The sequence below is a fragment of the Ereboglobus luteus genome, from assembly GCF_003096195.1.
Taxonomy (GTDB): Bacteria; Verrucomicrobiota; Verrucomicrobiia; order Opitutales; family Opitutaceae; genus Ereboglobus; species Ereboglobus luteus.
Genome location: NZ_CP023004.1, coordinates 3,698,436 through 3,721,852, shown reverse-complemented (window position 1 = coordinate 3,721,852; position 23,417 = coordinate 3,698,436). Strand labels below are relative to the sequence as shown.

Sequence of the window (23,417 nt, the reverse complement as noted above, 5' to 3'; positions counted from 1 at the left end):
AGTAGCGAGTAGGATGTCAGCGACGGGCTGCGCCCGCAGGTGGCGAGCAGTGGTCTTTCTACGCACTACCCGCTACTCGCTACTTCCGGTCATTTCTTCTGTTCGGGTTTCGCAATGGTGGAGCGCATGTCGGTGTCGGCTTGGACGTTTTGCATGCGGTAGTAGTCCATCACGCCGAGGTTGCCTTTGCGGAAGGCGTCGGCCATGGCGAGCGGGACTTCTGCCTGCGCCTCGACGACCTTGGCCTGCATCTCCTGCACCTTGGCTTTCATTTCCTGCTCGAGCGCGACGGCGGCGGCGCGACGGATTTCGGCCTGCGCTTGCGCGATGGATTTGTTGGCCATGGCTTGAGCCTCCTGAAGCTTGGCGCCGATATTCTCGCCAATGTCAACGTCGGCGATGTCGATGGAGAGGATTTCGAACGCGGTGCCGACGTCGAGACCGCGGGCGAGCACGTTTTTGGAAATGGAGTCGGGCGATTCGAGCACGGCCTTGTAGGACTCGGCCGAGCCGATGGTGTTGACGATGCCCTCGCCGACGCGGGCGATGATTGTTTCCTCCTTCGCGCCGCCGACGAAGCGATCGAGGTTGGTGCGCACGGTCACGCGCGCGCGGACTTTCACCTGAATACCGTCCTTGGCGACGCCGTCGATGGTGACGCGTCCCTGGTCGGGATTGGGGCAGTCGATGACCTTGGGATCAACGGAAGTGCGCACAGCCTCGACGACGGATTTGCCGGAGCCCTTGGTTGCGAGGTCGATGGCGCAGGCGCGGCGCCAGTCGAGCTTGATGTTGGCCTTTTGCGCGGCGATAAGGGCCTGCACAGTGGGGACAACGTTGCCGCCCGCGAGGTAGTGAGCCTCAATGTCGGAAACGGGAATCTCGATTTCAGCCTTCTTGGCAGTGATGCGGGCGTCAACAATGAGCGCGTAGGGCACGCGGCGCAGGCGCATGGCGACGAGGTCGCCGAACATTTTGACGGGCGCCTTGGCAAGGAGGGCGCGCAGCCACACGGAGAAGAATGAGCCGATAATGGCGATCAGGATGATGCCAATTACGATCAGGACAATGAGGATGGGAATACCGATGGATTGCATTGTGTGTGTGTTTATTTTTTGGTTACTTGCAGTGTGAAAGTGTCGAGTGATGAAACGATCAGGAGAGCGTCTTTTTCGATGTAGCCGCTGAGGCTGCGCGCCTCGTAGCGTTTGCCGTCGAGGAGCACATAGCCGGTGGGGGCGAGCGTGGTGAGGGCGACGCATTCGCGACCGACGACATCCTTCTCGCTGGCGGGCGGGGGCTGGCTTGCCCCCGTGATTGCTGAGTTGTTAAAAATGCCGCGGCCGATTCGCGTTTTTGGAAGCACGAAGATTTCGATGTAAACGAGAATGCCGGCCAAAATAAGAACGGCGACGATTGCGGTCAGGCCGGCAGTCGCGCCATAGGTGCTCCAGACGAGCACGCAGCCGATGAGCATGAAGATGCCGCCGATCGCGCCGAGTATTCCCCCGGGCGTGATGACTTCAAAGCACAGGCAAACCAGCCCGATTAGAAAGAGGGTGACGATGAGCGTCATGCGTTGCCTCCCCCTGATTTATCGACGGATTCAACATCGAGCGAAAAGTCATTGTGTCCGCGCACGATGACGACGGTGTCGCGTTCGGCGGAGCCTAGCGGGAGCCGCGCCTCGTAGATTTTTCCGTCAATTTCGATTTGCCCAAACGGGCGCAGCGGCGTGGTGACTCGCGCGCGCCGGCCCACGAGCGCGCCGAGCACGCCGGCGGCCTCGGGATCAAGGCCGGCGATTTGCGCGGCCCCTGCGATTTCGCTGGCAAGTTCGATGCGGTCCCAGAACCAGCTTTTGGGCATGTAGCGCAAAAGCGCGAGAATCAGGACGCCGCCGATGGCAAGGCCGATGCCGAGATTGACGAGCGGGGCGACGAGTGCGTCGGTTGTCCACGCGACCGAGATCGGGTCGCCCGGCCAGAAGTCCGCCATGGCCCAAACAAGCGAGCCCAGCATCATGAGCAGGCCGGTGACCATGGGCACGATGACTCCGGGAAAAAAGATCAGTTCAAATATAACAAGCGCAAACCCGATCACAAAAACGATCATGGGTTCGTATCCGGAAAGTCCCGCGGCGTAGCTGCTGAGAAACACAACCGCCATGAGCACAATTCCCGCGATGCCAAAGAAACCGAAACCGGGTGTTTTGAATTCGATGAACAGCGCGAGCATTCCAAGGCCGAGGAGGAGCGGCTTGACCATGCTGAGCCATTGCGCGAGGCGCTCCGACCAAGTGACTTCGAGGTGGGTGATGCTGAAATTAGACGAGCCGTATTTTTGCTGGAGCAGATCATCGATGCTCTTGGCGATGCCCGCGCCGAGAAGCGGTTCGGACGGACTGCCGTAGCGTTTCATTGCCTCGGTGGCGGTGAGCGAGAGGAGCTCGCCCTTGGCCTTGAGGGTCTGTCCGTCGATGATGAGCTCGTAGTCCTTGTCGATCATCGCCGAGATGACTTCGCCGCGATAGGAGTGCGCTTCCGTTGCGGCGCGGATTTTGGCGCGAAAGAAACTGTTTATCTTGAGGCGCATCGTTTCGGGAATGTCCTGCCCGTCGGAGTTGACGGCGGCGGCCGCGCCGATGACGCCGCCGGGAGCGAACCAAATTTCGTCCGTTGCGGCGGAAATAAACGCGCCCGCGGAGATGGCCTCGTCGTTCACGTAGGTGATTGTTTCGCCGGAAAACTTTGACAGTGCCTCCATCATTTCCATCGCAACACCGGCCGCGCCGCCGGGCGTTTTCATGTTGAGCACGACGACTTGGGTTTTGTTTTCCTCCGCCTCCTTGAGGCCGCGACGCAATATGTAGAGCACCGGTTCGTCGATCGCGCCCCGAACATCGATCACCATAACGCGAGTTTTTCCGCCGTCGGTGGTGGCTGCGACGGCCTTGTGTGGAGGCGTCTTGGGTGTCTCGGGTTTCGACGATCGGTTAGTGAGCGCGGGACAGGCGGTTGCGAGCGCCAGTGTTGCGAGGAGAGCTGTGATCAGGGTGCGAAGCATGAACGTGTCGCGAATGTTGTGTGGCCGCGCAGCACAACGCAAGCCCCGTGCCGCATATTTGTAGAAGGAAAAAGAGGATTTTTTTACAGAAATATTTTGCCAGCCGTCATGCCGCGGGCGTAACAAGTAGGACTATGGAAAAAGTCCCCTATCTCGGCAAAGAACTCACGCGCTGGCAGGTTGGCAACTCGACGTTTCTCGGCATGCCCGAAATGGGCGCGCGCCTCATGAACTGGCATGTTACGCTTGGCGACGGCACGGTGCGCGACGTGCTCTACTGGCCCGAGATGACCGACCTCAATGACTTCGCGGTCGTGAAGGGCGGCAATCCCGTGCTCTTTCCGTTTTGCGGGCGCACTTTTGACAACGGCGACATCCATTTCTGGAAGGCCGCCGATGGCGTGCGCCGGCCAATGCCCATCCACGGCATCGCGCGCCAGAGCAAATTCGACGTGCTGCGTTGCGATGAGCGCGGATTCGCCGCGCAGCTCATCCTTGATGACGAAAACCGCGCGAGTTATCCGTTCGACTACGAGTTTGTCGTCAGCTATCGCTTCGAGCCGCTCAAGCTTTCCTGCGAATACACCCTGCGCAATCTCGACACGCAGCCGCTTCCATGGAGCGCCGGGCACCATTTCTATTTCACGCTTCCCTGGAACGAGGGCCTCGCGCGCGGGGATTACGCGATTCGCATTCCCGCCGGAAAAACGATGAAGCAGGATTTCACCGATGGAAAACTCGTCGAGCCCGGCCCCAAGTTCAAGGCGGAGGAATCTATGGCGAACCCGGTGCTGCTCGATACGTTTCACACCGCGCTGACAGACAACACGGTGACGTTTGGCCCGAAAACACAACCGGGACAAGTCAGCGTGAAGCTCGGCACAAGCAAAGTGCCCGAGCCTGACTCGCTTTTTGTGACATGGACTCTCGATGACAAGGTGCCCTACTTCTGCGTCGAGCCGTGGATGGGGCCGCCGAATGCGCCGACCCATGGCGTGGGCATGCACTGGGTCATGCCGGGGCAGACACAAAGTTTTGTGGTCGAGGTTGACGTGGGCTGATTTTCCCGGCACTCCGCGAACCGGGCGTTTGTTTTTCGTTACAAACGCCCGACAGGAATGCCATGTTTCCATTTTACCTAATCATGCCCACCTTAACACCAGTCCTTGCGTTTCTCGATGTAGGCGGCCCGGAGATGCTTCTCATCTTCGTGCTGATACTGGTTCTGTTCGGCGGCAAACGCATGCCCGAGCTCGCGCGCGGACTGGGCAAGTCGTTGCGCGACTTCAAGCGCGCCCGCGAGGGGGTCGAGGATCAGATCAAGCGCGCGCTCGAGGACGCGCCCGCGCCCGCCAAAAAACGCATCAAGGCGGACTCCGCCACAACCACGCCCGAAGACACGAGCGTTTATGACGAAGCCGCCGGCGCCGCGGCAACCGCCGCCGCAACCGGGGGCGAAGATGCCCCGGATGATGGCGGTGCGTCCGAGTCCGACGAAACCGAAAATGCCGACGACCTCGAAATCGAGGATGATTATGAGGTCGATCCCTATGAGGATGAATACATCGGGGGCACCGCGGAATCCGACGCGCTTGCCCATGGTGTTGAATCCGAGGCGGACGCCGATGCCGCGCAAGAATCCGAGCCGGCGGCGCAAGAATCCGCTCCCGAAACTCCTGATGAACCTCCGCCGGAAAAGAAACAACCTGACGCAGGAGAACAGGCCGCGGACGGCGGCGGAATCTAATCGTGAGCGACAAACGCGACACGCGCGACGGTTCAGCCACGCACGAATCCGCCGGGGACGAGCCGGTGCAAATCCCGATTAATGGCGAACTTGACCTGCACACATTTCTGCCGCGCGAAACCGCGCGGGTGATCGACGCCTACATAGACGCCTGCCTTGAGCGCGACATTCGCACCGTGCGCATTATACACGGCAAAGGCACGGGCGCGTTGCGCGAAACGGTGCACGCGCATTTGCGCAAACATCCGTGCGTGGAAAGTTTTCGCCTCGGCGATGAAACCAGCGGCGGCTGGGGCGCGACGCTGGCACGGCTGAAAAAGGTTTAAAAATCAGCGCTGCCCGGCGTGCGCGCGAACGGGATCACGTCGCGAATGTTGGCGACGCCCGTCACGAACATCAGCATGCGTTCGAAGCCCATTCCGAAACCGCTGTGCGGCACCGTGCCGTATTTGCGCAGGTCGAGATACCACCAGTAATCCTTCTCGGCGAGTCCGTGCGCGGCCATGTTTTCGCGAAGCACATCGAGCCGTTCCTCACGCTGGCTGCCGCCGATGATTTCGCCGATGCCCGGCACGAGCACATCCATCGCGCGCACCGTTTTGCCATCGTCGTTCACGCGCATGTAAAATGGCTTCAGTGTTTTCGGGTAGTCGTAAACCGTCACCGGGCACTTGAAATGCTCCTCGGCGAGAAAACGCTCGTGCTCCGATTGCATGTTGTCGCCCCATTTCACGGGATGCTCCCACTTGCGGCCGCTCTTTTCCAAAATTTCAATCGCCTCCGTGTAGCTGCACCGCTGGAACGGCCGCTGCAGCACGAAGTCGAGCCGCGCGTTCAGTTCCTTGTCCACGAACTTGCCGAAAAACTCCAGGTCCGCCGCGCAATGCTCGCGAACGTCGGCCACGAGGTATTTCACGAACGATTCCGCCAGGTCCATGTTGCCGAAAAGATCGAGAAACGCCGACTCCGGCTCGATCATCCAAAACTCCGCCGCGTGCCGCGAGGTGTTCGAGTTCTCCGCGCGAAACGTCGGCCCGAACGTGTAGACATTCGACAGCGCGCACGCAAATGTCTCCGCCTCCAGTTGCCCCGACACGGTCAGAAAACTCTGCCTTGCAAAAAAATCACTCGCGAAATCAACGCTTCCGTCCTCCGCGCGCGGCGGTTTGTCCGTGTCGAGTGTTGAGACTCGAAACATCTCGCCCGCGCCCTCGCAATCGCTCGCCGTGATGATCGGTGTGTGCACGTAAAAATAGCCGCGCTCCTGAAAGAATTGATGAATCGCATAGGCGAGCCGGCTGCGCACGCGAAACACCGCGCCGAAAAGATTCGAGCGCGGGCGCAGGTGCGCGATCTCCCGCAAAAACTCAAGTGTGTGCCCCTTCTTCTGCAGCGGATACGAGGCATCCGCCTCGCCGATGATTTCGAATGTGTCCGCCTGCACCTCCCACTTTTGCCCCGCGCCTTGCGAGGCGACGAGTTTGCCGCCCACGGAAATCGATGCGCCGGTGCCCGCCTTGTGCATGAGCGCCTCATAATCCGGTAGCGTGTTTTGCACGATAATCTGCATGCCCTTGAGGCACGAGCCATCGTTGAGCTCCACGAACGAAAATGTTTTCGAATCCCGCCTCGTGCGCACCCATCCCTGGAGCAGGATCGAGTCGCGAGGTTCGGTTGAATTGTGGGCGTCTTTGACGAGAGTGCGTTGCATGGCTTGGAGTCGTGTGGGTTGAAGTTGGTGTTTTGATTTGCGCCCAAATCACAGACATGCCGCCCGTTTGGCAAATCCAGAGTGGCGGCCGCGCGCCGGTTCGCATTGCTTGTAACAACCCTGTTAAAATGGCCCGGAAGCCCGAAACTAATTCGACATTAAAATAATAAGTGCTTTGATGTTGAACAATAAAAAACAACCGACGAGCCATGACCACCCGACGCAAAACAGCCAACGCGGAAAAAAACGCACTCCGAGCCTATGTGAAGCTCGTGCGCGCCGCCGAGACCGTGACCGCGCGCGTCCACACGGTTTTGCCCGCCGGTTTGACCATTGCGCAGTTCGGCGTTCTTGAGGCGCTTCACCACAAGGGGCCGATGATCCAGTCCAAAATCGCCGCCAAGGTTCTCAAGAGCGCGGGAAATCTCACCATGGTGGTCGACAATCTGGAGCGGGATGGGCATGTGAGGCGCACGCGCGAGGCCACTGACCGGCGGCGCATCCGCGTCAGCCTCACGCCCCAGGGCTCCAAATACATCGCCGGCCTTTTCCCGAAAATCGCCGCCTCGGTCGGCAGGGAATTCTCGATCCTCACTCCCGGCGAGCAAGCCATGCTCGCGGAAATCTGCAAAAAAATCGGCCTCCAAAATACGACGGACTGAGAAGCTCGAATCTCCGCAAGAGGAGATACCGGCTTTGATAATACTTTAATATTAAATTAATTATTTCATCCAAACACCACATCATGAACAAACTCATTCGAAAAGTCTTCTCGACCAATTCGTCAAACTGGGCGGCCCTGCCCATTCGTCTCGCCGCGGGCGGCGTGTTTCTTGCGCACGGCGCCCAAAAGCTCTTCGGCGCCTGGGGAGGGCACGGATTGCAGGGCACGGCGGGCTTTTTTGAGGGCACGCTTCACATGAAGCCCGGGATTTTGTGGGCCTCGCTTGCGGCGGGCGGCGAGTTTTTTGGCGGCGTCGCCATCCTGCTCGGCCTTGCCACGCGTTTCTTCGGCCTTGTGACGACCATCATCATGGCGACCGCCATTTACACGGTGCACAACAGCGCGTTCTTTCTCGCGAACAACGGAATGGAATACGCCCTCGTGCTTATGCTCGCCTCGTTTGCGTTGGTGATCAGCGGTGGAGGCGCCTTTTCAGCCGACTCGCTCATCGCTCGCAAATCAAACGCGGGGTGAGCCCGGGCAAAGTCGCAAACATTTTTTCTCCATACCAGCCGCGCCAACCCCGCAAGGGAGCGCGGCTTTTAATGTTCAAGCCGCGTCAAAATAAACTCGGCCACATCGCGTTTTGGCGCGGGGCCAAACTCAAACCGCGCGCCATCACGTGAAATCATAACGACCGCGTTATTCGCCGCATCCATGCCGATGCCGGGTTTTCCGACGTCGTTGGCGACAATCCAGTCGAGATTTTTTTCGGCGAGTTTTTTTCGCGCATAAATTTCGACATCGCGCGTCTCCGCCGCAAACCCGACCACGCATTGGCTCGCTGTTTTTCGCGCCGCGAGCGTTTTCAAAATATCAACGGTGCGCACCAATTCGAGCGTCATGCCCGCGCTTTCGTCCGCCGTTTTTTTTGTCTTCTCGGCGGAAACCACGCGCGGTTTGTAATCGCAGACCGCCGCGACCGCGATGAACACATCGCACCCGGTGAAAAGCGGTTCGCATGCGGCAAACATCTCCGCTGCCGACACGACGCGCGTCACGCGCACGCCCTTGGGAGTGTCGAGCGAAACGGGGCCGCTAACCAGATCGACGTCCCAGCCGAGCGCCGCGGCCGCGGCCGCGATTTCATAACCCATGCGCCCGCTGGAGCCGTTGCTCAGGTAGCGCACCGGATCGATGTGCTCCCGGGTGGGGCCGGCGGTGATCAGGCAGCGCGTCATGAGGTTCGTTTTTCCGCCGGATGTTATTCCGCCCAATAAAACGTGATTCGTTTTTCGATATCAGGATGCAAACTCTGATGAACGGGGCAGCTTTCCGCGGCGCGCTCAAGCGTGCCCACGGGCAGTGCGTCCTTGCGGAACGGCACCCAGAATTTTGTGTCCACGGAGGCGATGCGGCGGGGCAGGTTCGTGGACATTTCCTTCACGACCTCGAAGCGCGTGCCCTTCAATTCGACGCCATGCTTGCGCGCGGCCATGGCCATGATGGTGAGCATACAGGTGCCCAGCGCGGTGGCCGCGAGATCCGTGGGCGAGAACGCCTCACCGCGGCCATTGTTGTCGCGCGGCGCGTCGGTGACGAGCGTGTTGCCCGACTGTTCATGTTTTGCGACGCAATGAAGCTCGCCTTGGTATTCGCCGGTGATTTTGACCATGATAAAAAATTGGCTGAAGTGCGGAGAAATAAAAAATGGCACGGTGGGCGGGACTCGAACCCACGACCGTCGGTTTAGAAAACCGATGCTCTATCCAGCTGAGCTACCACCGCGTGGAACGGAAGATTGATATGCGCGGAAAACTTTTTTCGACAAGGGTAAAAACAGACGCTTGACATGACTGCCGCGCATCGTAGCTTTTGCGACCTTTCCCACTTTTTGGGGTGGTAGCTCAGTTGGTTAGAGCGTCTGCCTGTCACGCAGAAGGCCGCGGGTTCGAGTCCCGTCCATCCCGCCATTTAAACTCCTTGGTAACAAGGAGTTCTTTTTTTGCCCTGTTTCGATGCACTCCCGGTTTATGGCTTTTCCAATGGGGTTTTTGCACTGGTTTAAAGGGCTGTCCGCAAAACAAGAGGGCCGTGCAAAAGTGCAGTGCTCTTTCACCTTAAAAAAAACATCGTCTGCCCCAAAAGAGGACGGATGACTGCGTGCGCATGGGTGCGCGAAATCTTGAAGATTTCTCCACACCTATGACTCGCGGTGTTTCTTTAAAAAGCCACCGAATCTTTTTTGCCCGGCTTTGCGATTTACGCATTACCGCGGCGGGAACTCGAAATCGGCTTTTTTCTTGTCCTTGGACAATACCAGATAGGCGTTGAATTGGCTGCCGCGCTTGCTCACGAAACCTTCGATAAGCGGGCTTTTGCCGTCGGCGAGCATTTGCTGAACGTCGGTCAGGGCGATGTCTTTTTGGCAGATGCTCTTTTTGCACTCAAACACGATGCGGGGCTCGTCGTTCGCGCCAGGTTTGGCCACGATGTAACTGTCCGTCGTTTCGTAGAGCGTGCCGCCTTCGTGCGCCTTGCTGTCGCCGATTTTGGTCGCCTTGGTGAGGTCGGGCGCGGCCTTGGTTTTGCGGGCCACGGGTTTGCCGTCCTTGCCTACTTTCGGGGCGCGGGGCGGGAACTCCCATGCAATGCGCGCGCCTTTGCGCAGGAGATACGCGTCGAAGGGGCGTCCGCGTTTCGATATGAAGGCTTGGATGAGGTCGGTTTTGCCTTCGGTGACGAGCTTGATGGCCTGGTCGAGTTCGATGGGCTTTTGGCACATGAGGCGTCCGACCGAGAAGGTCTGCTCCCAGCCGCCGTCGGCTTTTTCGTTGCGGCGTCGGAGGATGTAGTTGGTGGGCGCTTCGCAGAGTTCTTCGCCGGTTTTCGGGTCGGTCCAGACGGGCGTGAGCGCGGAGAGATCGACTTTGTTGCCGAAATCGAGTTCGACCTTTTTTTGGCCTTCGTTTTTCGGGTCGTCGATGATGCGGAGTTTCGACGGGAAGCGGTTGCCGGTGCGGGGCGAGACAAAGCCGTCGAGCGGGCCGATTTCGCCGGCGGCGACGAGCTGGCGGATTTCGTCCTCCTCGATTTTGCGGCCGGTGATGACTTTGTAGATGACGAGCGCGCCGTCCTGCGATTTGTAGGCGCGGAGCGTCTCTTTCATCGGCTGGCTGTCGGTCGGGGAGATGATGTCGGTGACGCGCGCGGTGGTTTCGTCCTCCTCGAAGTTTTTTGTGCGGTCAACGATGCCCTTGGTGACATCGACGATTTCGTGCATGAACTTGTCGCGCGTGTAATTGTTGTGCTCCATGAGGCGGAGCTTGTATTCCCACTCGCCGGTCATGTCGGGTTTGGTGAGCGCCTCGGCGCCGACGACGGAGAGAAACTCAAGGAGGCCCTCGGCTTTCGGAGTGGGGGAGAGTTCGCGGCCGTTGCGCTCCATGTATTTTTGGTAAATGAGGCCGTCGATCGTGTCGGCGCGGGTGGCGGGGGTGCCGAGGCCGCGTTCTTTCATGGCGTCGGCCATGTCCTCGTCGTCAACGAGTTTGCCGGCGCTTTCCATCGCGGAGAGGAGCGTGGCCTCGGTGTAGCGCGGGGGCGGCTTGGTGGCTTCGGCGTGGAGTTTGGTGTCGAGGGTTTTGGCGCTGTTGCTGTCCGCGGGCGTGAGCGCGGGGAGGGCGGCGGAGGCAGACTTTGCGGTCTGCGCCGCGTTGCTGTTGTTGGCGGAATCCTCGTCGATGCTGGTGCGGCCGTAAACGGCGAGCCAGCCGGGGTTGGTGAGGACTTTGCCCTCGGTTTTGAAGTTGTGCTTTTGCGCGATGGTGCTGATGCGCGTGGTGACGTCGTATTCGGCGACAGGATAGAAGGCGGCGACGAAGCGGCGGGCGATCATGTCGAACACCTTGGCCTCCATGTCGTCGAGGTTCTTGTATTCGGAGCCGGTGGGGATGATGGCAAAGTGATCCGAGATTTGCGCGTTGTTGAAGATGCGTTTGTTCGGACGCACGTAACCCTCGGCGAGTGCTTTTTGGGCGTGCGGGGCGAGGTTGCCCTCGAGGGCCTGGAGCGTGGTTTTGCAGGTGGGGATGTAGTCCTCGGGGAGCGCGCGCGAATCGGTGCGGGGGTAGGTGATCATCTTGTGCTTCTCGTAGAGCGCCTGCGCGATTTGGAGGGTGCGGCGGGCGGAGAGGCCGAGGCGGTTGTTGGCCTCGCGCTGGAGTGTGGTGAGATCGTAGAGGCGCGGGGCGATTTGCGTGGCGGCTTTTTTCTCCTCGGTGACGGCGGCGGGCGGGTTGCCCTGGCAGTCGGCGAGGACGGCCTCGGCGGCGGCCTTGTCCCAGAGGCGGTCGATGCGATCGTGCGGGTCGGCGTCGTTTTTCTTGTAATTGGGGCGCTGGTAAACGCCTTCGTAGGAGCCGTTGGCGATGCCGAATTGCGCGGTGATGCGCCAGTAGTCGCGCGAGATGAAGTTGCGGATTTCGAGCTCGCGGGCGACGACGAGGGCGAGGGTGGGGGTTTGCACGCGGCCGACGCTGGCGACGTTGCCGGCGCGTTTGCCGAACATGCGCTTGGTGAGGGCGCGGGTGCCGTTGATGCCGATGAGCCAGTCGGCCTCGGAGCGGCAGCGGGCGGCGTCGGCGAGGCCGGACATTTGCCCGGCGGTGCGCAGGCGGGTTTCCTCGAAGGCGGCGCGGATGCCCGCTGGCGTCATGGTTTGCATCCATGCGCGGCGGACGGGGAGTTTTGATTTCGCGAGCTGGTATATATAAGTGAAGATGAGCTCGCCTTCGCGACCGGCGTCGCAGGCGTTGATGACCTCGTCGATGTCCTTGCGGGCGAGGAGTTTTTTGAGCGAGGCGAAACGGTCCTTGGTTTTGTCGATGGGTTTGAGTTCGAAGCGGCTCGGGATGATGGGAAGGGTTTCGAGGCGCCAGAAGCCGTATTTCTTTTTATCAATGTCCTCGGGCATGAGGAGTTCGACGAGATGGCCCACCGCGGAAGAGATGACGTATTGGTCGTTTTCGTAATGGTCGCCCTTTTTGGGCACCTTGCCGAGGGCGCGCGCGAGGTCGGCGGCGACGGAGGGCTTTTCCGCGATGATGAGTGACTTCATGATGTTTTAAGAGGCGAGCGGTTATGGGGGTGGCGCGAGGATTTCAAGGTTTTGTTTTTTGAGGGGTGTGAAAAACACAGATTTTTGACAAAGCACAAAGTTGCGAAACCACAATGGGATGCGCACAAAAAACCAGCCGCCATCCAGTGGGTGAATATTCACACAATAATTTTTTCCCGAGGGCCGTGCTCGGCGGTTTCGACGTTTCGAGCGTTAACGACAGTCTGCCAACCGCCCTGACGTCCGCCTGCCGGCGACCCGGCCCTTGCCGCGCGGTTCGTCGGAAGCCCTTAGACCTTGGCCATCTTGCCCTTTTCCATCAGCGTGAGCATGACGCCGCGGCGAAAGAGTGTCACCTGGCCGGTGCTCGACGAAATCGCGATTGAAATGCAGTTGGTGGCGACCGAAATCGCCGCGGCTGCCGAATGGCGCGCGCCTAGTCCGCCGGGGAGCGCATGGCTGTCCGCCGCCTGAATCAGGCTTCCGGCGGAAATCACCACGCCGTCGCCGCGGATCACGAACGCGCCGTCGATCGACGAAAACTCCTTGATGGTTTCGTCCATGAACGGATTGAGGATGTTGCGATCCTCCTCCTTGTATCCATAGAATGGATTCAACACGAGCGGCTTGGTGAGTTTTTCCACGTGCGCGTTGTCACCGAGGACGAAGAGGCTGCCCACGGGCTTGCCCTCGCGCCCTTCGATGGCGAGCTCGCTTGCGACGGCGATCACGCGCTCAAACACCTCGGGTTTCACGTCATCGGGCAGCAGGTCGGTGTTTTGTGTGAGCAGCGTTTGGAATTCGCGTCCCACATCGACAACCACGATGGTGTCGAACTGGTTGTTGCCGGTCAGCCCGGCGAGGCAGCAGATGCGGTCGTCGAATGAAATGATGCCGCGAGTCAGGCCGACGACGATCGCGCTGCGCAGTTGCGCGAGCCGCTGGCTCGAAAAGGAGCGCACTTGTATGACCTCGGCGAATTTTCCCTGCGCTTGCGAGGAGTCGACCAAGTTGCGAGTCACAAGCAGCGATTTGATCTTGGAGGACCAATGGCCGAGCTCGACGCCGCTGTTGAACGTGTCGCCGAACACCATGATCATGCCGCAAGCCGTGCCCTTCGCAACGCGCTCCGCCTCGGCGATCATCGTGCGGTTCATGCTGTTTTGCTGCACTTGCACGGGGCGCGCGGTCATACCGCCGAAGGCCGAGTAGAGGCGTTCGTAAACGTCATCGAGCTTGGGCGCGGTGAGCAGCGTTTTTACGAAATCCGCGTCGTCAATGATGCGCGCCAGGGCGGCGAGCACTTGCAGGTAATCGCGCGCGCGGTCGTCCGCCAGGAGCATGAAAATCAGGTTGATCGCCTCGTCGGCCTTCGTGCCGTCGTGGCGTATGCCCGCGACGCTGCGGCCCACGGCGAGGATGTAGCGGCGCTCGCCTCCGAGTTTCACACGCACGTGCGGGAGCGCGACACCGTTGCCGAGATAGGTGGTCATCGTGCTCTCGCGCTGGAGCAGGCCCTTGAGCAGAACGTCCTGCTTCAGGTTGGGAAACCGGTTGATGGAAACCTCGAGCAATTCCTCCAGCGCGCTGGTGATGTCGGGGCTGCCGAGTTCAACAATTCTGCTCCGGGCGATGATTTTTTCTAGCCGCATGGAAGGAATCTAGTGGGGGAAGGGGAGGGCGGACGGGTCGTGTTACTTTTCCCATTTAAGCGCGCCTTTTTTCACCTCGTAGAAAAGGCCGAGCACGATCACGCCGATGAAAACCAGGATCGGCGCGACAATTTCAATGTTGTTGGCGAGGAAGTCGCGATAGATGAAAGCCCAGGGGATTAGAAAAACGACCTCGATGTCGAAAAGAATGAACAGCATCACGGTGACATAAAACTTCACCGAAAAACGCGTGTGCGGGTTGCCGTCCGACTTGACGCCGCACTCGTAGGGCGAGTCCTTGATGGCGTTTCTGCGCGCGCGCTGACCCAGCAGTTGCGAGGTGAGAATCACGCCCGCGGTGAGCGCGATTGCGAGGCAGATTTGAACGAGGATGGGAAAGTAGGCCGCCGAGGACATGGTGAGATAAATTTGAGAGGCGAAAAAACGCAGCCTGTTACATGGCCGCAGAACAGCCGTAGAGACAAGGGATTTTTTGGATGGTTGCGTGTTGGCTCCGTTAAGCGCCGATCAAGGCCATTCGCACAAGAGAATGTTTCGTCCAGAATGCCGCCAAATCATGCGGATGTAAAAATAAAATGAGCTTTCCTTCTTGAGTCTTGGGATTTGGATTTCTATCAAAGCACCCTCTCCCCCTTTTACCCGCCCTATGCAAAACCCTAGACACACGCCTCGCTTATTCCATTCCATGCACGCGCTGCCCGCATTTTTGGCATTGCTGCTGCTTTCCGCCGGACTTTCCGCTGCGGACGCGTCCAAAAAAGCGCCACAAAAAGAAATCGTGTGGCACGATGCCTCGCAATGGAAACCCGCAGGCCGCGCTTGGGACGACACGCCCTCGCACTACTCGCGCCTCCCTCAACGCGCAGAGGGCAAGGTCACCAAGGCAGTCTGGCGACTCTCTCGCAACTCGGCGGGCCTCGTTGTCTATTTCAGAACCAACGCGCCGGTGATCCACACGCGCCACGAAGTCTCGGGCGAGTTGGCGAAACCGCACATGACCGCAACCGGCGTCAGCGGTCTCGACCTGTATGCGCGCGCTCCGAACGGCCAGTGGCGCTGGGCGGGCTCGTCGAAACCCAAGAACAAAATCCACGAGGAAAAAATCCTGAACGGCGCGACTCCCGAGTGGCGCGACTACATGCTCTACCTGCCGCTCTATAACAACACCACCTCGGTCGAAATCGGCGTCCCCGAGGGCAGCGGATTCGAGCCCGTCGCGCCGCCCCAGGCCAAGCCGATCGTTTATTACGGCACCTCCATCGCGCATGGGTGCTCCGCGTCGCGTCCCGGCATGACCACGCCGGCAATACTCGGACGCAAGCTCGACACGCCCGTCATCAACCTCGGTTTCTCCGGCAACGGCAAAATGGAACCGGCGATGGCCGGCCTCGTCGCGGAAATCGACGCTTCTGTCTTCGTGCTCGATTGCCTGCCCAACATGAGCTCGCTCGCCGCGGACGAGATTACCAAGCGCACGGAAAACTGCATCCGCGCCATCCGCAAAAAGCACCCGGCGACCCCGATCATATTGATGGAGGATCGCAGCTACGCGAACGCGTGGATACTGCCCCGGCAGTTCAAGAAAAACGAAACCGCCCGCGCGGCGCTGCGCGTCGCTTACGAAACCCTCGCCGCCGAAGGCGTGAAAGGCGTCACCTACGTCACCGGCGGCCAGTTGTTCGGCGACGACGACGAAGGCACCGTTGACAGCTCCCACCCCTCCGACCTCGGTATGTATCGCCAGGCCGAAATCCTCCTGCCCGTGCTCAAGCGGGTCTTAAAAGAATAATCGCATGCGCGCGCTTTGCGCGAGGCGGTCAGAAAATATGTCTTGGCGAATCTCGCGCCATCATGCCAAAAACAATTCCCTTCAATGGAAAATCAACAAACCCCGTTCGTCATCCTTTAATCCACTTATCCTACTAACAAAATGAAACCACGTTATCTTCTTTTAACCTCGTTTGTCTTGTCCTTCAGTTTGCAGCTCTTTGCGCAGGATCAGGAAATACGCGTCTTTTCCCATCGTGGCGGACGCCTAGAGCATGATGAAAACACGATGATGGCCTTCAAGGCGAGCTATGATGCCGGCTATCGTGGTTTCGAAACGGATATTCGCATGACCAAAGACGGCGAATTGGTGATTCTGCACGACAGCACCCTTGAACGCACAAGCAACGGAAAAGGAGCCGTCGAAGAGAAAACCGCGCAGGAAATCCGACAACTGAAAACAAAGAAAGGAAACGACTTCCTTTTTCTGGATGAGTTTCTCGATTTTCTGAAGGACAAGCCGGGTTTATACGTGGAATTCGAGTTGAAAACGAAGCCCGTGGCGCTTTATCCGGAAGCGCGTTTGGCCGAGTATTGCGACAAGCTTTACAAGGCAGTCATGGCGAACAAGCCGGCCGACGCCCAATACCTATTCACTTCCAGCGATTATCGGGGATTGCGTTACCTGCAATCGAAATATCCGGGTGTGGATTTGCTTTTGATCACGGGCAAACCCTGCAACGACGAGACAATCGCACTATGCAAGGCACTCGGCATCAAACGGCTGGGGGCGACCATGAACGGAACAAGCCGGAGCAGTGTCAAAAAAGCGCACAAGGAAGGATTGACCGTCAGTTTGTGGCCGGGACTTACGGTGGACGATTTTATGCTGGGAGCCTATTTGGGCTGCGATTACATGTGCACCGACATTCCGCTTGAGGTCAAAAAATGGGCCGCTGAAAAGACGCCCTGGCTCAAAGTGAAGTATTAGTGCACGTTCGCCTCACCAAGGGCATTTTCATGCGATAATTTAAACCGAAACGCCTTTGTTTTTTTGGGGGGCGAAAAAAACCAAGGCGGACGAGGCGCGTCGCACCTCGTCAGGAGGCCCGGGGATCGCTGCTTCGTCCTGAGTCGGTTCCTCGCGCATCGAAAATTTTGGGATGCGCCCGGAAGTTGTGTCAAAAGGGCGAATTCCGGGACGCATGAGAGCAATTCCGTGGAGCACACACGTCCCGCGTGTTGGCAGCGACGTCCCGTCGACGCCCTTCCCTCAGAGAAGTCCGGCGAGACACCGAACTTCGCACGCGAGATGCGTGCGCCCCCCGGGACAAATCGCTCTCGCCGCCGATTTGCTGACGCAACTTCTGGTCACACCCACGTGGCGGTGCGAATAATTAACACGCTTGCTTAAGCGCGGGGTTCCCTGCAAAAAAAGGCCTAAATTCGATTTTATCCTTATCACCCCCTCCCGCCCCCCCACACAGCACACCCCGGTTGCATTCTGTCTAAATTTTATTCACGTCCCTCCAGTATTCATGCAGGGTCGCTCGCCGGCATCGTGGACGCGGTTAAAAACACGACACATCCCTTTATATTTCCCATGAAATTAAAACTCCCCCTCCTCGCCCTCCCCGCGCTCGCCGCAATCCTCGCCCTCGCGCCCGCGACCCGCGCCGCCGACATCTTTTGGGGCGGCGGCAACGGTGCCATCACCGACGATAACTGGTATTCCGACGTCGCTCTCACGACCCCCGCTACTCGCGCCAACAACCACACCATCAACCTCGCCAGCGGCACGCTTCGCATCACCGACAACGCCACCGTTTACGACAGCAACATTGGTCTCGCCGCTGGCGACAATGCCGCCGTCATCGTTTCCGGCACGTGGACCAACACCAACCTCGAAATCTCCATCGGCGGCGTTAGCGGCACCAGCGTGCTTTTCCCCGCCCCGACCGGTGGCGCCGGCGCGCTCACCATCCTCGGCTCCGGTTCCGTTCGTGCCTACACCTTTTACGTTGGCAGTTACGGCTCGGGCACATTCCACCTCGCCAAAGGCGCCGAGCTCACCAACACCGCCAACGCTTGGTTCGGCCGCAACGCCGCCCCCGCCCCCGCCTACAACAAAGCCACCATCGACGGCACATGGAACGTTGGCGGATCCTTTAATCTCGGCAATGCCGTCAACCACACCAGCGATGTCACGGTCAACGGCCTGCTTAACATTACTGGCGCCACCGGCACCTTTAGAATTGCCTACGCGGGACAGACCACCGTCGCCGGCGCCGCATCCATTGGCGTGCTAAGAATACCCCAGACAGGCACCGTCGTCTTCAGCGGCACCGAGACCACCCTCGGCCATTTCGGACGGGGATCCACCGATGACTACTATAGCAATGCCTCCGGCACCGCCATTGTTGACGGCGTTTGGTTGCAGAACAACGCTACTCTCATTGTCGGGCGCTCCGGCGCGGGGCATCTTCATATTGGACAAACGGGCACTGTCAGCGCCGGACGACACACCATCATCGGCCAGTATAAGATTTTTAACGCCAAGCACCCCGTCGGCAGCCCCGCCGACGGCCCCAGTGGCGGCACGCTTATTGTAGACGGTTATTTTAGCACCGGCACCTACGTTCACGTCGCTTCCAGTGCCAACTCGCTCGGCAATGTCGATGTCTCCGGGCGATGGGCAGTCGGCACCTCCTTCCAAGTCGGCTATCAGGGATCCGGCACGCTCAACATCACCGAAACCGGCACCGTCACTGTCGGCACCTACTCATCCCTCGGCGGCCAAAATAGCGGTCATGGCACCGCCACCGTCGCGGGACTCTGGACCAACAAGACCCACTTTTACCTTGGACGCAACCCCACCGTGTCCCCCGCCGCTGGCAACGTCGGCACCGGGATTCTCACTATTCTTCCCACCGGCACGGTCACTGTTGGCGGCGATTTTCGCGCCGCCGCCAGCGCAAATTCCGGGCAGAGCAACAACGCCGGCGTCTATTCCTCCGGCACCGCCAGCGTCGCCGGACTCCTCGACATCAGCGGCAACCTCGCCCTCGGCGAGCTTGGCGACGCCCATCTTCACATCGTCTCCGACGGCGCCGTCCTCGTTGGTGGCAACTACTCCCAAAACGCCCAGTCCTCGCTTGCCGTCACGCCCGACAGCGCGCGAACCACCCCCCGCGTCACCATCGCCGGAGGCGCCACGCTCGGCGGCGCGCTCCGACTCGAAGGCGTTGGGGATTTTGCCACGCCGGCCGACAAGTCCGGCGACCTCCGTTCAGCCTTCGTCCTGCTCGCCGGCGGCGGCATCACGGGTGACTTCGCCACCATCACGCCTGCCCTCTCCGGCGCCACCGGTCTCCCCGATTATATATTTCTCGGGAAAAATATTCTTAACTTAAGCGAATACCGTATCGGCCGCTTCCTCGCATGGAATGCCCCCGCCGCCAACGCCCACGGTGTTTTCACCGTTGACGAGGGCAAGGCCTTCACCATCGACACCCCTCTCGCCGACCGTTTCGGCGCCCTCGCCTCCGGTTGGGACGGAAAATCACTCGCCAAAAAAGGCGCAGGCACCCTGGTCCTCGCCGACGCCGGCACGCGCACAGGCGACACCGCCATCGAGTCAGGCACGCTCCGCGTCGCCACGCCTGCCGTTTCCCTTGGCAACCTCGTCAACAATGCCACCCTTGATCTCGGGGGCTCCATTTCCGGAGGTTTCCACACCGCCACCGCCACCACCCTTGCCGGATCCGGCACCATCGTTCTCGCCATCAACCCCGACACCAGCACTGGCGACCGCCTCGTCATCACCGGCAATGCCACCGGCGCATACACCATCCGCGTCTCGATAAACGGCGAGCCAACCACGCCCACTCCCGCACAGCTCGAAAACATTAAGACCAATTTGATCTCCGTCGGGGGCTCAAACACCGCAACCTTCACCGACGCGGCCACGCCCGCGGGCATGATAGTCGCGTTTTCCGCGCAAGGCGGCTCTGTCACGCCCTCGCAAAAAACGGTTTCCGTCGGCGTCGCCTACGGGGCGCTCCCGACACCCACTCACACCAACACCAACGCCACCTTCGCCGGCTGGTGGACCGCGCCCAACGGCGGCACACAAGTCACCGCCGCCACCATCGTCGCCGCCAGCCACATCCTTTACGCCCGCTGGACAATCGTCCCCCCGGCCATCACCCCCGACGCCGGCATGGACCTCTACGGCTCCATCGTTGACGACACCGGCGCGCCCGTCGCAGGTGTCGTTGTCAGCGACGGATTCCAATGCGTCAAAACCAACGCCAACGGCATCTACCAGATGAAACGCACGAACAAGGGTGGCACCACCAAGGCGCGCATGGTCTATTACTCCACGCCGGAAAACTACGCCATCAACACGCTCGGCACCCCCGCCAAGCCCGGGCAGGCGCAATTTTATACAAAACTCACCGACGAGCAGCAGCGCTACGATTTCAACATCGTCCGGCTCCCCGCGCCCGAAAAAGACTTCATCCTCCTCGCAGTCGGCGACCCCCAGGTGTCCAACAGCACTCAGCTTGCTCGCTACAGAAATGAAACCATCGCCGACATGGCCCAATTCGCCAAGACCGCCACCCTGCCAACCTACGCCATCCTCCTCGGCGATGTCTGCAACGACACCCTGAACATGCACATCCCCATACGCGACACCACCAACCTCGCGGGCATCCCCTACTTTGCCGTCATCGGAAACCACGACCACGACAAGGCCCTTGGCGATGGCAGCCACGACTACGAGGCCAGCGAAGCCTATGAAAACGTCTACGGCCCGGTTAACTACTCCTTCAATCGCGGCGACGTCCACGTCATCGGCATAGACGACATCCTCTACACTTCCCAAAGTGCCTACGGCACCGGCATCACCAACGATATTATTGAATGGATACGCCAGGATCTCAGTTTTGTCCCCAAGACAAAAACCATTATCGTCGCTTACCACATCCCGCTGCGTGGCAACACCGCCCACAAAAAACTCTACGATCTGCTCAAGGACTACGCCGACGTCCACTTCTTCGCCGGCCACACCCACTACCAGCAAAACCTCACCTTTACCATCAGCGGCTCCACCAAAGACATCACGGCCTACGAACACATTCACGGTGGCGCCTGCGGCGCATGGTGGAATTCCTTGGTCAATCTTGACGGCGCTCCCAACGGCTACGGCGTCTACACCGTCTCCGGCAACAAGCTCGCCGACTGGTATTCCAAGCCCACCGGCTACAGCGACACCTACCAAATGCGCATGTATCGCGGCAACACCGCCTTTGGCAGCGGCACCAATACCTTCACCTACAACCAAGCTGCGAATGTCGTTGTCGTTGACGCCTGGAACTCCGATCCCCAATGGGAAATCGTCGCCTACGAAAATGGCGTCAAGGCCGGCACATTGACAAAACTCAGCGCAAGGCCCGACGCCTATGCCAGCGGCTATCACAAGGGCGTCCTCGGACGCTCCACGGACAGTTACAGCGGCAACAAAAATAATCATTTGTATGCCTACACCATGAAAAACACAGCGGCCAGCGTCGAGATCCGCGCCACGGACCGCTTCGGAAAAACCTACACCCTGTCCGACTTTACCACCGACCTCGACGAGTTCCCTGCCAACTACACCTCGCCCGAAATCACCGTGCAACCGGCGAACGCCACTGCGAATGCCGGCCAGTCAGTCACTCTCACCGCAACAGCAGCCGGCACCCCGGCCCCCTGGTTCAAATGGCAATCCTCCGTCAATGGCGCCACCTGGACTGATGTCCCCGCCGCCAGCGCCGCCACGCTCACACTCACCACCGCCGCCTCGATGGACGGCATGCAATATCGCTTTGTTGCAACCAACGTGCGAGGCAGCGCCACCAGCGACGTTGCTGCGCTCACAGTCAACCATGCACCCGTCATCACCAAGCCGCCAGCAAGCCAAATGGCTGCTGAAGGGGAAAGCGCCACCTTCACCGTCGCCGCCACCGGAAACCCCGCGCCAACCTATCAATGGCAGTTCGCGCCTTCTGGCGGCAGCACATGGGCGGATATCGCTGGTGAAACTGCCACCTCGCTCACACTCACCACCATCACTCTTGCGCAACGAGGCACGCAATACCGCTGCGTTGCTTCGAATGGCATCAGTCCGAACGCCACCAGCGATGTCGCCGTCCTTACCGTTGTCAGCAAGGCGTTAAATGACGCGCTGGAATTCATGTATGAACTCGAAGCACCCGCCCCCGCAATAATCACTGTGACCGGCACGATTGATCTTTCACTGGTCGGCGGCGCAACCGTCGGCCACGGCAAAACCATCGTCGGCGCGGACGGCAACTCCACAATCACCGGCAACCTCACCATCCCGGCGAGCGCGAGCGGCATTGTCATCATGGGCGTCAACTTCACCGGCGGCACGCTGACCATCGACGGTGCGAACGACGTGGACGTTTCCCATTGCACCTTCGCCGACGCCCCCGTCTCCATCACCGGCAATGCCGACAACATCGCCTTCTCGTGGAATGAATTCACCGCAACGGGCGGCAGCGGCTCGGCGATGACCATCTCCAACGCGGGCGCTTCCACCGGCATCCTCCTGCACGACAACCTGTGGGGCGACGGACTGAAGTCAGACATGCCGAGCGTGACCAACGCGCAGGTTAACATGTATAACAATTACTTCACTGCGACGGGTAACACCACTGCGACCGTTGCTGGCGAAGGCGCGCAAATCCTCTCGGTCAACAACCTCTACGAGGGCACCAACAATCCGCTCACCACACAATCCACCGGCAAGCTGCATGCGTCGGGCAATGACACGACCACGACCACCGGCACGACCGCGACTGGCGACGACGAGGTGTTTGTCCCTGCGTATTCGCACACCATCAGCCCCGCCGACGCCGCATTGGTCGCCTCCATCACGGCAAACGCGGGCAACACCGCAGGCAAAAACTCCGTTCCGCCCGCGCAAACCAACGGCACCGCCAGCATCAGCGCAACCGTGACCGGCGCCGGTTCGGGCACGACCGCAAGCAGCGCCCATGTTCCCGCACTAGGAGCTTTCACGCTCACGGCGAACGCAACCGGCTTCGCCCCTAACTCGTGGCAATGGTATCTCGACAACTTTGCCATCGCAGGCGCGACCTCTGAGACCTACGCCGTGACCAACGCGGATAAGGGAACGCACGCCGGAACGTATGCAGTGGCATTGACGGCCACCACGGGCGAAATCGTGACCTCCGGCGCGTTCACGGTGACGGTGGGCGAACTCGCCGCGCCAGTCATCACGACGCAACCCGCGTCAAAAACAATCAAAGTGGGCGACAGCACGACATTCACGGTCGCGGCAACAGGCGACAGCTTGACCTACCAGTGGAAGAAAAACGGAACGGATATTCCCGGCGCGACCAATGCAAACCTGGTGGTAACCAACGCCCAAAAATCCGACGCCGGCAGCTACACCGTTGTCGTTACCAATCCCGCCGGTTCCAAAACCAGCAACCCCGCCACGCTCACGGTCAACGACGCGAGCTCCGGCGGCGGTGGAGGCGGAGGTGGCGCGCCTTCGCTATTCCTTCTCCCCGCCATGCTACTGCTTCTGGCAGAGCGAAGCCTCCGGCAGCGCCGAAAACAATAACCCGCCG

General features: G+C 59.8%; 17 protein-coding genes and 2 tRNA genes. 9 read left to right on the top strand and 10 right to left on the bottom strand.

Going from position 1 to position 23,417, the window contains the following annotated elements; all coding sequences use genetic code 11:
* Positions 1 to 89 precede the first annotated feature (89 nt).
* Genes floA through CKA38_RS13495 form a run of 3 tightly spaced genes read right to left on the bottom strand, consistent with a single transcriptional unit; the run spans position 90 to position 3,066 of the window.
* On the bottom strand, positions 90 to 1,097 hold the full coding sequence (gene floA / locus CKA38_RS13505) for a flotillin-like protein FloA (RefSeq protein WP_108825995.1): 1,008 nt from the start codon (positions 1,095 to 1,097) through the stop codon (positions 90 to 92).
* 11 nt (positions 1,098 to 1,108) lie between these two features.
* Positions 1,109 to 1,576, bottom strand: a complete 468-nt coding sequence (locus CKA38_RS13500; RefSeq protein WP_108825993.1) for an NfeD family protein — start codon at positions 1,574 to 1,576, stop codon at positions 1,109 to 1,111.
* Positions 1,573 to 3,066: an NfeD family protein gene (locus CKA38_RS13495; protein WP_108825991.1), complete on the bottom strand. Its 1,494-nt coding sequence runs from the start codon at positions 3,064 to 3,066 to the stop codon at positions 1,573 to 1,575. Before CKA38_RS13495 ends, CKA38_RS13500 begins: the two co-directional genes overlap by 4 nt.
* 134 nt (positions 3,067 to 3,200) lie before the next feature.
* Here CKA38_RS13495 and CKA38_RS13490 point away from each other — a divergent pair, with 134 nt between their 5' ends.
* The 3 genes from CKA38_RS13490 (at position 3,201) to CKA38_RS13480 (ending at position 5,139) form a co-directional block, all read left to right on the top strand.
* Entirely contained in the window at positions 3,201 to 4,127 is a 927-nt protein-coding gene (locus tag CKA38_RS13490) for an aldose epimerase family protein (protein ID WP_108825990.1), read from the top strand.
* Between the two features lie 83 nt (positions 4,128 to 4,210).
* On the top strand, positions 4,211 to 4,813 hold the full coding sequence (locus CKA38_RS13485; RefSeq protein WP_108826594.1) for a twin-arginine translocase TatA/TatE family subunit: 603 nt from the start codon (positions 4,211 to 4,213) through the stop codon (positions 4,811 to 4,813).
* A gap of 2 nt (positions 4,814 to 4,815) precedes the next feature.
* Complete coding sequence (locus CKA38_RS13480) at positions 4,816 to 5,139, top strand: Smr/MutS family protein (protein WP_108825988.1); 324 nt, start codon at positions 4,816 to 4,818, stop codon at positions 5,137 to 5,139.
* On the opposite strand, the gene asnS is transcribed toward CKA38_RS13480, so the two are convergent.
* Entirely contained in the window at positions 5,136 to 6,524 is a 1,389-nt protein-coding gene (gene asnS, locus CKA38_RS13475) for an asparagine--tRNA ligase (RefSeq protein ID WP_108825986.1), read from the bottom strand. The two genes, CKA38_RS13480 and asnS, sit on opposite strands and share 4 nt — an antisense overlap.
* A gap of 209 nt (positions 6,525 to 6,733) precedes the next feature.
* On the opposite strand from asnS, the gene CKA38_RS13470 reads away from it, so the two are divergent.
* Both CKA38_RS13470 and CKA38_RS13465 read left to right on the top strand, forming a co-directional pair.
* Positions 6,734 to 7,186, top strand: coding sequence for a MarR family winged helix-turn-helix transcriptional regulator (locus CKA38_RS13470; RefSeq protein WP_108825984.1), 453 nt, complete (start codon positions 6,734 to 6,736; stop codon positions 7,184 to 7,186).
* An 83-nt stretch (positions 7,187 to 7,269) separates the two neighbouring features.
* Positions 7,270 to 7,722, top strand: coding sequence for a DoxX family protein (locus CKA38_RS13465; RefSeq protein ID WP_108825983.1), 453 nt, complete (start codon positions 7,270 to 7,272; stop codon positions 7,720 to 7,722).
* 68 nt (positions 7,723 to 7,790) lie between these two features.
* Here CKA38_RS13465 and CKA38_RS15800 read toward each other — a convergent pair whose 3' ends face one another.
* From CKA38_RS15800 to CKA38_RS13450, 3 genes are all read right to left on the bottom strand, one after another.
* Complete coding sequence (locus tag CKA38_RS15800; RefSeq protein ID WP_161554914.1) at positions 7,791 to 8,429, bottom strand: phosphopantothenoylcysteine decarboxylase domain-containing protein; 639 nt, start codon at positions 8,427 to 8,429, stop codon at positions 7,791 to 7,793.
* A gap of 23 nt (positions 8,430 to 8,452) precedes the next feature.
* Positions 8,453 to 8,863 carry an OsmC family protein gene (locus CKA38_RS13455; RefSeq protein WP_108825981.1) on the bottom strand — a complete coding sequence of 137 codons (411 nt, stop codon included), beginning with the start codon at positions 8,861 to 8,863 and terminating at the stop codon, positions 8,453 to 8,455.
* A 36-nt stretch (positions 8,864 to 8,899) separates the two neighbouring features.
* Positions 8,900 to 8,976 (bottom strand) — tRNA-Arg (locus tag CKA38_RS13450).
* Between the two features lie 108 nt (positions 8,977 to 9,084).
* On the opposite strand from CKA38_RS13450, the gene CKA38_RS13445 reads away from it, so the two are divergent.
* Positions 9,085 to 9,161, top strand: a tRNA-Asp gene (locus CKA38_RS13445).
* A gap of 296 nt (positions 9,162 to 9,457) precedes the next feature.
* Here CKA38_RS13445 and CKA38_RS13440 read toward each other — a convergent pair.
* The 3 genes from CKA38_RS13440 to CKA38_RS13430 all read right to left on the bottom strand — a co-directional run bounded on the left by CKA38_RS13440 (position 9,458) and on the right by CKA38_RS13430 (position 14,376).
* Entirely contained in the window at positions 9,458 to 12,307 is a 2,850-nt protein-coding gene (locus tag CKA38_RS13440) for a type IA DNA topoisomerase (RefSeq protein ID WP_108825979.1), read from the bottom strand.
* A gap of 290 nt (positions 12,308 to 12,597) precedes the next feature.
* Positions 12,598 to 13,959: a PTS sugar transporter subunit IIA gene (locus CKA38_RS13435; protein ID WP_108825977.1), complete on the bottom strand. Its 1,362-nt coding sequence runs from the start codon at positions 13,957 to 13,959 to the stop codon at positions 12,598 to 12,600.
* Positions 13,960 to 14,001: 42 nt separating this feature from the next.
* On the bottom strand, positions 14,002 to 14,376 hold the full coding sequence (locus tag CKA38_RS13430) for an NADH-quinone oxidoreductase subunit A (RefSeq protein WP_108825976.1): 375 nt from the start codon (positions 14,374 to 14,376) through the stop codon (positions 14,002 to 14,004).
* Between the two features lie 289 nt (positions 14,377 to 14,665).
* Between CKA38_RS13430 and CKA38_RS13425 the strand changes: the two genes are divergently transcribed.
* From CKA38_RS13425 to CKA38_RS16765, 3 genes are all read left to right on the top strand, one after another.
* Entirely contained in the window at positions 14,666 to 15,769 is a 1,104-nt protein-coding gene (locus tag CKA38_RS13425; RefSeq protein ID WP_108825974.1) for an SGNH/GDSL hydrolase family protein, read from the top strand.
* A 141-nt stretch (positions 15,770 to 15,910) separates the two neighbouring features.
* Positions 15,911 to 16,738, top strand: a complete 828-nt coding sequence (locus tag CKA38_RS13420; RefSeq protein ID WP_108825972.1) for a glycerophosphodiester phosphodiesterase — start codon at positions 15,911 to 15,913, stop codon at positions 16,736 to 16,738.
* 612 nt (positions 16,739 to 17,350) lie between these two features.
* Positions 17,351 to 23,410, top strand: a complete 6,060-nt coding sequence (locus tag CKA38_RS16765) for an immunoglobulin domain-containing protein (protein ID WP_108825970.1) — start codon at positions 17,351 to 17,353, stop codon at positions 23,408 to 23,410.
* The last annotated feature ends 7 nt before the right edge of the window (positions 23,411 to 23,417 follow it).

Coding starts and splice junctions, on each gene's coding strand:
- floA (WP_108825995.1), bottom strand. CDS start 1,097: ATGCAATCCATCGGTATTCCCATCCTCATTGTCCTGATCGTAATTGGC.
- CKA38_RS13500 (WP_108825993.1), bottom strand. CDS start 1,576: ATGACGCTCATCGTCACCCTCTTTCTAATCGGGCTGGTTTGCCTGTGC.
- CKA38_RS13495 (WP_108825991.1), bottom strand. CDS start 3,066: ATGCTTCGCACCCTGATCACAGCTCTCCTCGCAACACTGGCGCTCGCA.
- CKA38_RS13490 (WP_108825990.1), top strand. CDS start 3,201: ATGGAAAAAGTCCCCTATCTCGGCAAAGAACTCACGCGCTGGCAGGTT.
- CKA38_RS13485 (WP_108826594.1), top strand. CDS start 4,211: ATGCCCACCTTAACACCAGTCCTTGCGTTTCTCGATGTAGGCGGCCCG.
- asnS (WP_108825986.1), bottom strand. CDS start 6,524: ATGCAACGCACTCTCGTCAAAGACGCCCACAATTCAACCGAACCTCGC.
- CKA38_RS13470 (WP_108825984.1), top strand. CDS start 6,734: ATGACCACCCGACGCAAAACAGCCAACGCGGAAAAAAACGCACTCCGA.
- CKA38_RS13465 (WP_108825983.1), top strand. CDS start 7,270: ATGAACAAACTCATTCGAAAAGTCTTCTCGACCAATTCGTCAAACTGG.
- CKA38_RS15800 (WP_161554914.1), bottom strand. CDS start 8,429: ATGACGCGCTGCCTGATCACCGCCGGCCCCACCCGGGAGCACATCGAT.
- CKA38_RS13455 (WP_108825981.1), bottom strand. CDS start 8,863: ATGGTCAAAATCACCGGCGAATACCAAGGCGAGCTTCATTGCGTCGCA.
- CKA38_RS13440 (WP_108825979.1), bottom strand. CDS start 12,307: ATGAAGTCACTCATCATCGCGGAAAAGCCCTCCGTCGCCGCCGACCTC.
- CKA38_RS13435 (WP_108825977.1), bottom strand. CDS start 13,959: ATGCGGCTAGAAAAAATCATCGCCCGGAGCAGAATTGTTGAACTCGGC.
- CKA38_RS13430 (WP_108825976.1), bottom strand. CDS start 14,376: ATGTCCTCGGCGGCCTACTTTCCCATCCTCGTTCAAATCTGCCTCGCA.
- CKA38_RS13425 (WP_108825974.1), top strand. CDS start 14,666: ATGCACGCGCTGCCCGCATTTTTGGCATTGCTGCTGCTTTCCGCCGGA.
- CKA38_RS13420 (WP_108825972.1), top strand. CDS start 15,911: ATGAAACCACGTTATCTTCTTTTAACCTCGTTTGTCTTGTCCTTCAGT.
- CKA38_RS16765 (WP_108825970.1), top strand. CDS start 17,351: ATGAAATTAAAACTCCCCCTCCTCGCCCTCCCCGCGCTCGCCGCAATC.